At 67.5% G+C, this 13,243-nt stretch carries 12 protein-coding genes; 10 read left to right on the forward strand and 2 right to left on the reverse strand.

What is annotated here, in order from left to right; translation table 11 throughout:
- Positions 1-21: 21 nt before the first annotated feature.
- From RKE40_RS00075 to RKE40_RS00085, 3 genes are all read left to right on the forward strand, one after another.
- Positions 22-435, forward strand: coding sequence for a VOC family protein (locus RKE40_RS00075; protein ID WP_316016209.1), 414 nt, complete (start codon positions 22-24; stop codon positions 433-435).
- A 108-nt stretch (positions 436-543) separates the two neighbouring features.
- Positions 544-1,203: a GntR family transcriptional regulator gene (locus RKE40_RS00080; protein WP_316016210.1), complete on the forward strand. Its 660-nt coding sequence runs from the start codon at positions 544-546 to the stop codon at positions 1,201-1,203.
- Positions 1,203-1,685 carry an OsmC family protein gene (locus RKE40_RS00085; RefSeq protein ID WP_316016211.1) on the forward strand — a complete coding sequence of 161 codons (483 nt, stop codon included), beginning with the start codon at positions 1,203-1,205 and terminating at the stop codon, positions 1,683-1,685. The genes RKE40_RS00080 and RKE40_RS00085 overlap by 1 nt, the downstream gene beginning before the upstream one ends.
- A gap of 46 nt (positions 1,686-1,731) precedes the next feature.
- Here the strand turns inward: RKE40_RS00085 and RKE40_RS00090 are convergent, their stop codons facing one another.
- Both RKE40_RS00090 and RKE40_RS00095 read right to left on the reverse strand, forming a co-directional pair.
- Positions 1,732-2,946 carry a glycosyltransferase gene (locus RKE40_RS00090; protein WP_316016212.1) on the reverse strand — a complete coding sequence of 405 codons (1,215 nt, stop codon included), beginning with the start codon at positions 2,944-2,946 and terminating at the stop codon, positions 1,732-1,734.
- On the reverse strand, positions 2,895-3,515 hold the full coding sequence (locus RKE40_RS00095) for a MarR family winged helix-turn-helix transcriptional regulator (RefSeq protein WP_316016213.1): 621 nt from the start codon (positions 3,513-3,515) through the stop codon (positions 2,895-2,897). Before RKE40_RS00095 ends, RKE40_RS00090 begins: the two co-directional genes overlap by 52 nt.
- Before the next feature lie 315 nt (positions 3,516-3,830).
- Between RKE40_RS00095 and RKE40_RS00100 the strand changes: the two genes are divergently transcribed.
- The 7 genes from RKE40_RS00100 (at position 3,831) to RKE40_RS00130 (ending at position 13,241) form a co-directional block, all read left to right on the forward strand.
- A complete protein-coding gene (locus tag RKE40_RS00100; protein ID WP_316016214.1) occupies positions 3,831-5,573 on the forward strand; it encodes a type I secretion system permease/ATPase in 1,743 nt (580 codons plus the stop codon).
- A complete protein-coding gene (locus tag RKE40_RS00105; RefSeq protein ID WP_316016215.1) occupies positions 5,570-6,925 on the forward strand; it encodes an HlyD family type I secretion periplasmic adaptor subunit in 1,356 nt (451 codons plus the stop codon). Before RKE40_RS00100 ends, RKE40_RS00105 begins: the two co-directional genes overlap by 4 nt.
- 325 nt (positions 6,926-7,250) lie before the next feature.
- Entirely contained in the window at positions 7,251-8,045 is a 795-nt protein-coding gene (locus tag RKE40_RS00110) for a calcium-binding protein (RefSeq protein ID WP_316016216.1), read from the forward strand.
- A 60-nt stretch (positions 8,046-8,105) separates the two neighbouring features.
- Positions 8,106-10,409 carry a glycosyltransferase gene (locus RKE40_RS00115; protein WP_316016217.1) on the forward strand — a complete coding sequence of 768 codons (2,304 nt, stop codon included), beginning with the start codon at positions 8,106-8,108 and terminating at the stop codon, positions 10,407-10,409.
- Positions 10,406-11,239 carry a class I SAM-dependent methyltransferase gene (locus tag RKE40_RS00120; protein ID WP_316016218.1) on the forward strand — a complete coding sequence of 278 codons (834 nt, stop codon included), beginning with the start codon at positions 10,406-10,408 and terminating at the stop codon, positions 11,237-11,239. Before RKE40_RS00115 ends, RKE40_RS00120 begins: the two co-directional genes overlap by 4 nt.
- On the forward strand, positions 11,236-12,489 hold the full coding sequence (locus RKE40_RS00125) for a glycosyltransferase family 4 protein (protein ID WP_316016219.1): 1,254 nt from the start codon (positions 11,236-11,238) through the stop codon (positions 12,487-12,489). The genes RKE40_RS00120 and RKE40_RS00125 overlap by 4 nt, the downstream gene beginning before the upstream one ends.
- Complete coding sequence (locus RKE40_RS00130; RefSeq protein WP_316016220.1) at positions 12,486-13,241, forward strand: hypothetical protein; 756 nt, start codon at positions 12,486-12,488, stop codon at positions 13,239-13,241. Before RKE40_RS00125 ends, RKE40_RS00130 begins: the two co-directional genes overlap by 4 nt.
- The last annotated feature ends 2 nt before the right edge of the window (positions 13,242-13,243 follow it).

The following is a 13,243-nucleotide window of genomic DNA, read 5'->3' on the forward strand; positions in this document are numbered from 1 at the left end:
AGATACACCGGGAGGATGACGATGAAACTTGCGAGCTATCTTCTCTTCGACGGCCAGTGCGAAGCCGCCTTCACCGACTACCAGCGGATCCTCGGCGGCCGGATCGAGGCCATGCTGCCCTATGAAGGCTCGCCGGTCGACGTCGCGCCGGAATGGCGCTCCAAGATCATGCATGCCTGCCTCGAACTCGCCGATGGCCAGATGCTGATGGCCTCCGACGCGCCGCCCGGTCAGAGCAGCGGGCCGATGCGGAGCGTCTATGTCAGCGTCACCGTGAAGGAGCCCGCCGAGGCCGAGCGCATCTTCGCCGCGCTGGCCGAAGGCGGAATGGTAATGATGCCGATGGCAGAGACCTTCTGGGCGCCGCGCTTCGGCATGCTGGGTGACCGCCACGGGGCGCTCTGGATGATCGGCTGCGAACCCGCGGCCGCCTGAGCCGAACCGACGGGCAAGGCGCCGCTGCGGCGCTCGACTACGGGCTGCATCGCTGTGCACTTGGAGCGGTAGGATTGCATCGATCGAATAATTGGATACAATTATTCGATGAACACTCCTCCCCTATCCGCCACGACCACCGCCGCCGCCCTCGCCGCGCGCCTGCGTCAGGAGATCGACCAGGGACGCTGGCAAGCCGGCGAGCTGCTCCGCCAGGAGCAACTCGCTTCCGAGTTCGGCGTCAGCCGGATCCCGGTGCGCGAGGCGCTGGCGCAGTTGCAGAGCGAGGGCCTGCTTCGGATCGAGCATTATCGCGGCGCCCGCGTGAGCTGGCCGACGCCGGCCGAGATCGACGAGATCTTCGATCTGCGCCTTCTGGTCGAAAGCGATCTCATCGCCCGGGCCTTGCCCCGACACGGCGAGCGGTCCTGCCGCGAACTGGCGAGATTGCAGGACCAGCTCGAAGACGCGCAGGACCGGCTCGGCTGGATCGGCGGCGACATCGCCTTCCATGAAGCGCTCTACCGTCCGGCCGAACGCCCGCGCAGCCTTGCGCTCTATCGGCAGCTGCGCGCGCCGATCGACCGTTTCAGCGTGCAGCAGCTCGGCCCGGAAGCCCGCAAGCAGGGCTGGGCCGAGGAGCACCGGCAACTGATCGCAGCCGCGGCGTCCGGCGACGCTCCGGCTGCACTGGCGACATTGGCGGCACATCTCGACGCAACGCGCATGGTCGTCCTAGCGGCCTGCGCCGACCTCGGAGACAGATGATGGCGAATCACGGCGCGACGATCGAATGGCAGCGCGGCGATCAGGATTTCCTCGACCGGCGCTATAGCCGGGCGCATCGCTGGCGCTTCGACGGCGGGGCGGAGGTTGCGGCCTCGAGCTCGCCGCATGTGGTGCGCGAGCCCTTCTCGAACCCGGCCAATGTCGACCCCGAAGAGGCCTTTGTCGCGGCGCTGTCGAGCTGCCACATGCTCTGGTTTCTCGACCTCGCCGCGCGGGCTGGCTTCCGGATCGACAGCTATCGCGACGCCGCCGAGGGCGTGATGGCGAAGAATGCCGAGGGCAAGGAGTGGATCGCTCGTGTGATCCTGCAGCCGCATATCGCGTTCAGCGGGCCGTTGGCGCCAAACGAGGCCATGGTCGAGGCGCTGCATCACGAGGCGCATGAAAACTGCTTCCTCGCCAATTCGGTGCGCAGCACGGTCGAAACCCGAGGCAGCTGGGAATATAGCGCCGACAGCTGAGGGCTGAGGCCGGTCGCATGCTGTCACGCAGTACGGCAGTCTGCCGTCAGGCTGCCGCGAACTCCGCTTCCGCGGCGAGTTGCATGACGAAACCGAGCTGCCGATCGACGCAGGCCTCGCGCTCATAGCCCCTGACGATGGTGCGCCGCGCCTCCTGCCGCAGCGCCGCCAGGCCGGTTGTGCCGGAGAGCCCGGTGAGGACGCGGTCTGCCAGTGCCGCCTCGTCGAAAAAGGGCGCGAGCAGGCCGTTGACGCCATCCCGGACCACCTCGCGAACCGGCGGCGTCGCCGAGCCGACGATCAGGCAGCCGCAGGCCATCGCTTCGAGCAGCGACCAGGACAGGACGAAGGGCACGCTCAGATAGACATGGGCGGCCGAGACCTGGAAGAGTCGCACCAACTCGGCATGGGCGAGCCAGGGGATGTGGACGATGCGTTCCGCCAGCCCGGTCTCCGCCAGCATGACCTCGCGCCAGAGCCGGCCATCGGGCCGCGGGCGGCCATAGCCCGGCCCGTCGCCACCGACGGCGACGAAGACCGTATCAGGCCGCTGGCGCGCGATACGGGCCGCGGCGCGCATGAACTGCGGATAGCCGCGATAGGGATCGAGATCGCGGGCGGCGAAGGTGACGACGGGGTCGCCTGCCCGGAGCACCCGGCCGTCGGGCAAGGTGAAGACCGCCTCCGGATCGGGCCGGCAGGCCGCGACGTCGATGCCGTCATGGCAGAGCGCGATGCGCTCGCGGACCGAGGCCGGATATTGCTGGCGCTGCCAGCGCGTCGGCGCATAGGCGAAATCGAGCGCCTCCAGCGTCAGCAGCTGGGCGGCGTTGCGCATCCTGATGCGCCGGCGCTCGGCCTCCGTGACCTCGGAAGCAGATCCGAAATCGAGATCGGAGCCGGTGGCGTTGTAGAAATACTCGCAATAGCCGAGCAGCGGCACGTCCGGCAGAACGTCCTTGGCGAAGAGCAGGCCGCCCCAGCCGGTATGGCCGACGATGACGTCCGGCCGGTCATGGCGAGGCAGGCGCGAGAGCTCTGCCGCCACCGCCTCGCCGGTGCGCACATGATACTCGGTCGCCGCCAGGGCGGGATGCGTCGTCGCGGTCTCCCCGACGGCATAGGCGATCTGATGGACGCCCGGCTGAGCAGGCTCGGGCCACTCCGTGACCAGCGTGACCTCGGCGCCTTCGGCGGCGAGGCGCGCGATCAGGTGAGCGAATTGACCAGATCCTGAACGATGAACGAATAGGACGTGCATGAGGCGAGCAGAATCCCTCCATAGCGCAGCGCGTCACCCCAGCTCTGTTCGAGCCGGCGCAGGGTATCGTGGGTGGTCTGGAGATCGGCGACGAGATCGCTGTCGAGCCCCTGGCCGAACTGGCTGCTCTCATCGAGCATGCGCAGCCGCTCGACCAGCAGCTGTCCTTTCGGCGAGAGCGAAATCCGGGCAAGCCGCCGATCGCGCGGCGAGGCACCCCTGTCGAGATAGCCGCTCTCGACCAGCTGCTTGAGATTGTAGGAGGCGTTCGAGCCGACATAGTGGCCGCGGTCGAGCAGGTCGCGCACGGCGACTTCGCCGCTGCCGATGGTGAACAGCACCATCACCTGCGAAGGCGAGATGTCGTCGACGCCGAGCCTTCCCAGCTCGAGCCGGAGATAATCGAGGAAGCGCCGGCTGGCCCGCTCGATCATGCGGGCGAGCTCGAGTTGCGAGACCAGCGCGCGCCCCGGAGCCGAATCAGGATCGCTTCTTTCGACCCCCTCTCCATGCTCTCCATTGAAGGTCTGGCCGAGGAATCTATCGCCGACATGCGGTTTGAAATGCATTCCCTACTCCGCCTGATCTCGAGATGGGCAGCCTACCCCTGCGAACCACTCCGCACGTCGAATAGCCTAGACGCAAAGCACATGCCACCTCAAATAGCAGCGGATTAATATTTTAACAGTTGCTCTATAGTCATAAACTGTTTCAAATTTTGAAATAGCACACTTTTTCGCCATACTCTGAGATATTTTCTAGCATTTCCAAAGACGTATTCTGTCATACTATGGACACGTCTTTCGTGGCACGCTGATCATCATCCAATCACCTACTGCTTCGTTCACAGGCGCGCAGCCGCCGCTTCCGCGCCGGAGAGATGCATGAAGATTCCGACAGCGAAAACCGATGCCCTGATCCGGGACCTGCAGCGCTCGTTCGCCGGCGGCCTGGCCTATGCCGGCTTCCTCAGCCTGTGCGTCAACGTCCTGCTGCTGACCGTGCCGCTGTTCATGCTGCAGGTGCAGGACCGCGTCATCGTCAGCCGCAGCTACGACACGCTGACCATGCTGCTGGTGATCGCCGTCGGCGCGCTCGTGCTCTATGGCGCAATCGAGTTCATCCGCTCGCTGACCTTCCAGACGATGGCGAGCATTTTTGCACGTCGGCTCAATTTGCCGGCACTTCAAGCGGCTGTGTCAGCCGCGCTGGAGAGCGGCTCGGGCCAGGCGACGCAGGCGATCCGCGATCTCAACGACATCCGCACCTTCATCGCGAGCTCGGCGATCGCAACGCCGCTTGAAGCGGCCTGGTCGCCGATCTTCCTTGCCGTGCTCTTTGCGTTCCACCCGGTCTACGGGCTGGTCGGCGTCGTCTCGCTCCTGATCCTGCTGATCCTCGGCGTGCTCGCCGACGTGCTGACGCGGCGCGTCCTGAAGGAGGCCAATGAGGAGGGCGTCACCTCGATCAACGAGGTCGGCGCCAGCCTGCGCCATGCCGAGACGATCGAGGCCATGGGCATGCTGCCAGCCCTGGCGGCGCGCTGGCGCACCGGGCAGATCGCGATGCTGGAGCATCTCGACCTCGGCATGGCCCGCGGCAAGTTCATCGCCGCGCTGACCCGCTCCAGCCGGATGACGATGCAGCTCGCGATCTACGCCACCGGCGCCGTGCTGATCATCCGCAACGAGGTCTCGATCGGCACGCTGATGGCGGCGAGCATCCTGCTCGGACGCCTGCTCGCGCCGTTCGATTCGATGATCACCGACTGGCGGCAATGGGTCACCGCCGCTCAGGCCTGGAAGCGGGTGCGCGAGCTCCTGCAGTCGCGCGCCTCGCAGCGCCAGAGCGTGCCGACCCCGGCGACGCAGGGCGACCTCGTTGTCGACCGGGTGATCTATGCCCCGCAGGGGTCTGAGCAGACGATCATCAAGGGCGTCTCCTTCAGCCTCGAGCCCGGCGAGGTGCTCGGCGTCGTCGGCCCGTCGGGAGCCGGCAAATCGACGCTCGCGCGGCTGCTCGTCGGCGTGCTCAAGCCCAATGCCGGCGGCGTCTATCTCGACGGCCACAACGCCTATCTCTGGGAGCGCGGCTCCTTCGGCGCGATGGTCGGCTATCTCCCGCAATCGGTCTCGCTGCTCAACGGCACCATCGGCGAGAACATCGCAAGGATGCAGAAGCCCGATCCGCACGCCATCCTCGAAGCGGCCCGGATCGCGGGGGTGCACGAGCTGATCGGCCGGCTGCCCCTCGGCTACGACACCAATGTCGCCGATGGCGACTTCAAGCTTTCCGGCGGCCAGCGCCAGCGCATCGGCCTGGCGCGGGCGCTCTACGGCTCGCCCCGGCTGATCGTGCTCGACGAGCCCAACGCCAATCTCGACGCCGAAGGCGAGCAGAGCCTGATCCGCGCCATCAACGCGGCCCGAGACAGCGGCGCCATCGTCGTGCTGATCGCCCATCGGCCTTCGGTGATGCAGACGGTCGACAAGATCCTGGTGCTGCGCGAGGGCCGCGTCGCCCAGTTCGGTCCGCGCTCGGCCATCGCCGGCATGATCACCCCCGGCGGCGTGGTCGAGCTCGAGCCTGCGAAGCAGCCCACCCCCATTCGCGAGGCCAGCGCATGAGCAAGCTGCCGATGCTCCGCAAGCCTGGAACCGCCCTCGTGCCGCTCGCCGCCGAAGCGGAGCCGGCCGAACGGACCCCCTCGCTGCGCAATCTCGTGCTCGCCGGCGTCGCAGCAGTGGCGATCGGCTTCGGCGGCTTCAGCGCCTGGGCGATCACGGCCCGGCTCGACAATGCCGCCGTCGCCGCCGGCACCGTCGTCGTCGACAGCAAGCGCAAGACCGTCAGCCATCTCGAAGGCGGCATCCTGAAGACCCTGCTGAAGGCGGAAGGCGAGCGCGTCGGGCAGGACGAGCCCCTGCTGCGGTTGGAGGATGCTAGAGCGCGCGCCGAATTGCAGCAGCTGCAGGGCAAGCGCGTCGGCCTCGAAGCCCGTCTCGCACGCTTGCGGGCGGAACAGGGCGACCTCCAGGAGATCACCTTTCCCAAGGACATCGGCGAAGGGCACACGCCGATCGCCCGCGAGGTGGTGACGGCCGAGCGCACCCTGTTTCGGGCCCGTGCCAAGGTCCATGCCGGCAAGGTCGGCATTCAGCAGCGCGTCATCGAGCAGCATCAGGCCGAGGCCGAGGCGCTCCAGGCCCAGATCGAGGCGGTGCGCTACCAGCGCTCACTGATCGACGAGGAGGTCAAGGTGATGACCGACCTCTACGAGAAGCGCTACGCAAAGCGCTCGCAGCTCGTCGAACTGCAGACCAAGCAGAGCGAACTCAGCGGCCGCGGCGGCGAGATCGCCGCCCGCAAAGCCAAGGCGGAGCAGCAGGTCGCCGGCGCCAATCTCGAGATCCTCTCGATCAGCCTCGAGCGCCAGAGCGAGATCGCCAAGGACCTGCAGGACAGCCAGCTCCAGCTCTCCGAGGTGGTCGAGCGCATCGTCCAGGCCGAGGACGTGCTGCGCCGGCTCGTCGTGACCTCGCCGCAGGAGGGCATCGTCGCCAATATCCGGATGCGGACCGCCGGCAGCGCGATCGCGGCCGGCGAGGCGATCCTCGACATCGTGCCCGAGCAGGAGCCGCTGATCGTCGAGGCGCGGGTCGACCCGCGCGACATCGATTCGGTGCGGGTCGGGGCCGAGACGCGGATCCGGCTGACCGCCTTCAACGCCCGGCTGATGCCGCCGCTGCTGGCGAAGGTCAGCTATGTCGCGCCGGACCAGCTCGTCGACGACAAGACCGGCGTGCCCTACTTCATCGTCCGCGCCGAGATCACCCCCGAGAGCCTGGCCGAGAACAAGGTCACCCTCCATGCCGGCATGGCGGCCGAGGTGCTGATCGTCAACGGCCGGCGCTTCGCCGCCGACTATCTGCTGTCGCCCTTCAAGGACAGCTTCAACCGCGCCTTCCGGGAGGATTGATTTCACGACGCCGATCAAGCGTTTGCGCCTGCTTGCCCGGATTTGAATCGAAACCTGAAACGAAACAATCGTATAAATAGGTCAAAAATCGAAACAACATCGAATATAAATCTACGCTTAGACAATACATATAAGCATAAAATCGATTTTGCATCGCAAAATGGTCACAATAAATTCCTTGCTGCGTCGCACATATTGAATAATCTCCGACCGTCGAGCGATGATACGTCTTTCGACTTCATCGGAAACGCACCTTTTATCCAGCATCCATTGCGACGCTGATCCGCGATGCTGGTGGTGCCCCAAACTGCCTAGGAGGTGACGAATGGCCACGATCGAAGGAAGCGCATTCGACGACTTTTTGATTGGTACCCGGTTCAGCGACGTGATCATGGCGGGCGCCGGCGACGACATCGTCAAGGGCGGCGACCAGGTCGATTCCCTGTTCGGCGAAGAAGGCGACGATCTGCTTTACGGCGACGGCGGCAACGACTTCCTGTCCGGCGGCGAAGGCGATGACGCCCTGTTCGGCGGGCTGGGCGACGACGTCCTGGACGGCGGCGTCGGCAATGACGCGCTGTTCGGCGGCGAGGGCAACGACGTGCTCTCGGGCGGCGACGGCAACGACATCCTGCGCGGCAATGCCGGTGACGACGTGCTGCGCGGCGGTGAAGGCAACGACATCCTGCAGGGCGGTCCGGGTGACGACATCCTGCAGGGTGGCAATGGCGACGACCTGCTCCAGGGCGGCGATGGCAGCGACGTCCTCCAGGGCGGCGACGGCAACGACGTCCTCCAGGGCGGAGCGGGTGACGACCTGCTCTTCGGCGGTGCCGGCGACGACGTTCTTGCCGGCGGTGCCGGCAGCGACGTCTTCGTCTTCACCGGCGGCGGCGGCAACGATGTCGTGCTCGACTTCGAGGCCGGTCAGGACGTGCTGCAGATCGCCTCGGGCATCAACGGCACCGATATCGGCTCGGCCGAGGACGTGGCGGCCCGCGCCACCACGGTCGGCGGCAACACCGTCATCGACCTCGGCGATGGCGACACGCTGACCTTGGTCGGCGTCACCGCAGACGACATCCAGGCCGATCCGAACTCCTATTTCACGGTCGCCTGACGAACTGCGGCACCGGCCTTCCGGCCGGTGCCGCCCCTTCCCCCTGCCGGATCATCCACGATGCTCACCCTCGCGCCCGCGCCCGTCGCGGAGGGCCTGAGCCCGCAGCTGCATCTCTCGCGGCTGAGCGGCTCGGTCTTCCTGCTCAGCTGGACCATCGACGCCCCCGTCGTCAGGCGCCCGACCATCGCCTTGTCGGCCAGCGGCAAGAGACTGGCCGCGGCATCGCTGGCGCTCGGCCTCGACGACGGGCGGGTCCGTCTCGTCGTCGCCTTCCGCCATGGCGGCCCCGGAGAGCTGGTCGCGACGCTGGCGGATCACGGCCCGGGAGGTGACATCACCGCCCGCTTCGATCCCGGCCTGGTCCATGCGATGGCCGAAGCCGGCGAGGTCGCGCGCGACACCACGCCCGCAGCCCGGCGGATGCTCGCCAACGCGCTGATCGGCCATTGGCCGAGCCTGTTCGGCCTCAGCGAGACCGCAAGCTACCTCACCTTTCTGCGGCAATTCCTGCTTCTGCTCGCCCGCAAGCCCACCCCCGCCAATCCGGTCGCCAAGCTCGGGGACGGCAAGATTCTGATCGAATCCTCCGCGCCCGGCCGCCTCTCCGGCATCCGCGCGGCCTACCGGCTCGACCGCGCCGGCCTCGCCCGCCTCTCCTGCCGACAGCGGCTCGGAGCAGCCGACCGTACCGGCGCGCGTGCCCTGCACCTGATCGTCGACGAGTTTCCGGCACAGGCCGGCGGCCTCCTGATCCTGCAGGGCGATTCCGGCCTCGTCGTCCGCAGCGTCCCGGCGCGCCCCGCGATCCCGTCTCTCGGCCGCTGGTGGAACGGCAAGGCAAGCGCGCGCGACGGCCTGCGCAGCTGGCTGGTCGAACAACTCTCCGAATCGTCCGAGCAGGGCCGGCTTCTGGCCATCGAGATGCAGCGCCGCCTGCCACTGGCGGTGCAGAACATCAGGCGCAATGACGACCTGCCCTCGGCGGAGCTCGACCTTGCCGTCTCGACCCCGGCCGGGCTGCTGCTCGGCGGCTGGTATCGCGATCCCGAGGGCCTGCTCGACGAGATGCTGCTTCATCGCAGCGAAGGCGATCCGACACCGATCCTGGGCCGCCTCGAACGCTTTCCGGCGCTGCTGCCCGGCGCGACGGCGGGCGAGCGGAAGCCGGCGACCGGCTTCGCCGCGCTGGTGCCGGGCTATGCCGGGGGCTCGCCCGTGCTGCAGCCGCGCGCCGAGCTGCGCCTGAAATCCGGCACCTCCCTGTTCCTGCGCCCGGCACTGCAGCCGGCCGATGCCGCCACCATCAGGGCGCGGGCGCTCTCAGCCATGCCGCCGCAACATCTCACGTCCGAAATCCTCGAGCGGACGTTGGCGCCGGTGCTCGCCGCCTGCCAGCAGCAGTTGCGCGAGGCCCTGCCGGAGCCGCGGCTGAAGCGCTTCGGCAAAGCGCCCGCCAACCCTTCCGTCTCGGTGGTTATCCCGCTCTACCGCGTCTACGATTTCCTGCGGGTGCAGGTCGCCGCCTTCGCCGCGGACCCCATTTTCGCCGGCGAGGCCGAGCTGATCTACGTGCTCGATTCCCCCGAGCACGAGGCCGAGGTCGCACATCTCCTAGGCGGGCTCTTCCTCGCTTACGGCCTGCCGATGCAGCTCGTGGTGATGGGCCGCAATGGTGGCTTCTCCGCCGCCTGCAATGCCGGCGCTGCAGCCTCTCGCGGCGAGGCACTGGCGCTCGTCAACTCCGACGTGATCCCGACCGGGGATGGCTGGCTGCCTGCATTGGTGCGCAGGCTCGACCGCGGCAACCGCATCGGCGCGGTCGGCCCGAAGCTGCTCTATGACGATGGCTCGCTGCAGCATGCCGGGCTTTTCTTCAAACGCGACAGCAAAGGCACCTGGCTCAACCATCATTACTTCAAGGGCATGCCGAGCCATTACGGTCCGGCCAATGCCGAGCGGCCGGTGCCCGGCGTCACCGGTGCCTGCGTGGTGCTGCCGCGGGCCCTTTTCATGGAGATCGGCGGCTTCGACGACGGCTATGTCATCGGCGACTACGAGGACAGCGACCTTTGCCTGAAGATCGGCCGGGCCGGGCTCGGCGTCGTCTATGTGCCCAGCGTAGCGCTCTACCATCTCGAGCGGCAATCGATCTCGAAGAGCACCGATTACACCCGCGGCGTCGCCTCCCAGCACAATGCCTGGCTCCAGACCCGGCGCTGGGACCGCCAGATCGAGGCGCTGATGGCGGCCTTCGACGGCCCAGCCGCAGAGCTGCCGGAACAGGCGCTGCCAGAGCAGAGCCTGCCGCGCGAGCCCCAGTTCTTTTCCCGCGCCAACCTCCGGAGAGCGACAGCGGCATGACGGCGACATTGGCCCTGAGACAGAATGCGCCGGAGCCGGCGCCGGTGAGCGAGCGCGCGCAGCGCGAGCTCGACTTCCTGATGCGCCAGATCCAGAGCAACCGCTTCCTGCCGCATCCGCCCCCGGATTCGATCTTCGTCGGCGACGGCGACTACCGCGCCATCGGCGCCGAATTCCTCGGCCATTTCGTCAGGCTCGGCCGGCTGCAGCCGCATGAGCGGGTCTTCGACATCGGCTGCGGCATCGGCCGCATGGCGGTGCCGCTGACGCAATATCTCGACCCCGAGCGCGGCAGCTATGACGGCGTCGACCCGGTCATGGACGGCATCCTCTGGTGCGCGCAGACGATCACGCCGGCCTATCCGCGCTTCCGCTTCCAGCGGCTCGACATCGCCCATCCGCTCTATAATCCGCAGGGCTCGCTGCCCGGGATCGAGGTGCGCTTCGGCTTCCCGAACCAGAGCTTCGATTTCATCATCATGACCTCGGTGGCGACGCACCTGCCACCGGACGAGCTCGTGGTCTATCTCAACGAGGCCGCGCGTCTGCTCGCGCCGGGCGGACGGCTTTTCCTGACCGCCTTCGCGCTCGACGGCCAGAGCACCGGCCAGGAGCGATTGAAGTTCCGGCGCTGGGGCGAGGGACCGGGCTGGTACGCGATCGAAGAGGCGCCGCTGGCCGCCGCCGGGATCGACGCCGGCTTTCTCCTGGAGCATGCCACCCAAGCTGGACTTGCGGTCGAACGGCTCGGCCAGGGCCATTGGCGCGGCGTCAGCGCGGCGCATTACCAGGATCTGCTGATCGCGGTGAAGCCGGGAGAGGCGCGATGAGCCGGCGCATCCTGGTCGTCGCGCACAACCACCCGTCGCTGCATCCCGGCGGGACCGAGATCTTCGCCCATGATCTGACGCAGGCCTATCGCGACGAGGGTTGCGAGGTCATGTTCCTCGGCGCGACCAATGCGATCCACCGCGAGCCGCATCCCGGCACGGCCTTCCAGGCGACCGGGGAGAATGGCGACCTCCTGTTATGGAGCGGCCATTTCGACCGCTTCCATCTCAGCCAGATCGACCATTACGGCACCTTGCAGGATTTCGGCACGCTGCTGACCGAGTTCCGGCCGGACGTGATCCATGTCCACCATCTCGTGCTGATCGGCGCGGAATTCCTGGCGCTGGCGCGGCGCCTCCTGCCGCAGGCGTCGATCGTGATGACGCTGCACGACTACTACCCGATCTGCCATCATGACGGGCTGATGCTGCGGCCGAGCGACAAGCAGCGCTGCACCGGCGCGACGCCCGCCGCCTGCCATTCCTGCTTCCCCGAGATCGGCGCCGACCGCTTCCTGCTGCGCGAGCGCTTCCTGAAGACGCATCTTGCCGCCGTCGACCGCTTCGTTGCGCCGAGCCGCTTCCTGCGCCAGCGCTACATCGACTGGGGCATCGCACCGGGCAAGATCGAGGTCATCGCCAATGCACGCCCGGCGCAGGCGGCAGTGCCGCATCGCCACACCCATGGCGCCCGCACGTGCTTCGGCTATTTCGGCAACCTCAACCCGTGGAAGGGCATCCTTCCCCTGCTGCAGGCGGCGAAGCTGCTGCACGGCGCCGGCGAGACCGGCATCGAGTTGCGCATTCATGGCGGCGCGCCGTTCCAGAGCGAGGCTTTCACCACCGCCCTCGACAAGGCTCTGGCCGAGGCCGCCTCAAACGTCATCCATTGCGGCCCCTATCGCCGCGACGAGATGGGGGAGCTGATGGCCGAGGTCGACTGGGTGGTGATGCCCTCGATCTGGTACGAGAACGCGCCCCTCGTCATCCAAGAAGCCTTTCAGCATCGCCGGCCGGTGATCGCCAGCGGCATCGGCGGCATGGCCGAGATGGTCCGCGACGGCGTCGACGGGCTGCATGTCCGGCCGGGCGACCCTGCCGCCCTCGCCGCCGCCCTGCGGCGAGCGGCCGGAGACAACGGACTCTGGCAACGGCTCGTCGAGAACATCGAACCCTCACCCGGCATGGAAGACTGCGCCCGGACGCACCTGGCGCTGTTCGACCGGCTCAAACTGGCGGAGGCGGCATGACGATGGCGCAGAATTCCGAAGGCGCGGCCGTGACCGAAATCGCGCCCGCAAGGCTCAACGGCCGCGTCGATGCGCTCGACGGGAACCGGCTGCATGGCTGGATCTGGGACGAGGCGAGGCCGGAAGAACGGCTCACCGTGCGCCTCGTGCGCGACGGCGTCGCCGTACAGGAGGTGGTGGCCGATCAGAGCCGCGTCGATCTGCGCCGCAACGGCATCGGCGATGGCCGGCACGCCTTCGCCATGGAGCTCGACGACAGCGTGGTCGCGGCGCGCGCCGATCTCGTCATCATCGGCGTCTCGCCTAGCACCGGCGTCGCGCTCGAACTGCGCCTGCCGCCGCCGGCGGAACTCGCCGCGGAAGCCGCGATCGCCGTGCCGCTGGCGCGCTTCTTCGACCGGGTCGAGGCACTGATCGTCCTGCAAAGGCGCTCGCAGCTCACGCAGAAGGAGCTGCTCGACAAGGTCGGCGAACTCGGCGTGCAGCTGGCGCAGCATCGTCAGCGCGAAGCCGAGACAAGGCAATCCGAGGAGGTCGAGGGCAATGGCGCGATCGCCGCCCGTCTCGCCGAGATCGACGTCTTCCAGCTGCGCTTCGACCAGACGCTGAAGAGCTTCGACGACCGGCTGGTCGCGATCCGCAAGGAGGCGCGGGCGCCGCTCCGGCAGGTCACAGTGATCCTCGGCTTCCTTTCCGGCCTCGCCGCGCTGCTTTCCTTCGCCACGCTCGCCGTCACGCTGGTCGGAGGCTGAGC

It is taken from the genome of Allobosea rubneri (assembly GCF_032464875.1).
GTDB classification, from domain to species: domain Bacteria; phylum Pseudomonadota; class Alphaproteobacteria; order Rhizobiales; family Beijerinckiaceae; genus Allobosea; species Allobosea rubneri.

Coding starts and splice junctions, on each gene's coding strand:
- RKE40_RS00075 (WP_316016209.1), top strand. CDS start 22: ATGAAACTTGCGAGCTATCTTCTCTTCGACGGCCAGTGCGAAGCCGCC.
- RKE40_RS00080 (WP_316016210.1), top strand. CDS start 544: ATGAACACTCCTCCCCTATCCGCCACGACCACCGCCGCCGCCCTCGCC.
- RKE40_RS00085 (WP_316016211.1), top strand. CDS start 1,203: ATGGCGAATCACGGCGCGACGATCGAATGGCAGCGCGGCGATCAGGAT.
- RKE40_RS00090 (WP_316016212.1), bottom strand. CDS start 2,946: ATGCACGTCCTATTCGTTCATCGTTCAGGATCTGGTCAATTCGCTCAC.
- RKE40_RS00095 (WP_316016213.1), bottom strand. CDS start 3,515: ATGCATTTCAAACCGCATGTCGGCGATAGATTCCTCGGCCAGACCTTC.
- RKE40_RS00100 (WP_316016214.1), top strand. CDS start 3,831: ATGAAGATTCCGACAGCGAAAACCGATGCCCTGATCCGGGACCTGCAG.
- RKE40_RS00105 (WP_316016215.1), top strand. CDS start 5,570: ATGAGCAAGCTGCCGATGCTCCGCAAGCCTGGAACCGCCCTCGTGCCG.
- RKE40_RS00110 (WP_316016216.1), top strand. CDS start 7,251: ATGGCCACGATCGAAGGAAGCGCATTCGACGACTTTTTGATTGGTACC.
- RKE40_RS00115 (WP_316016217.1), top strand. CDS start 8,106: ATGCTCACCCTCGCGCCCGCGCCCGTCGCGGAGGGCCTGAGCCCGCAG.
- RKE40_RS00120 (WP_316016218.1), top strand. CDS start 10,406: ATGACGGCGACATTGGCCCTGAGACAGAATGCGCCGGAGCCGGCGCCG.
- RKE40_RS00125 (WP_316016219.1), top strand. CDS start 11,236: ATGAGCCGGCGCATCCTGGTCGTCGCGCACAACCACCCGTCGCTGCAT.
- RKE40_RS00130 (WP_316016220.1), top strand. CDS start 12,486: ATGACGATGGCGCAGAATTCCGAAGGCGCGGCCGTGACCGAAATCGCG.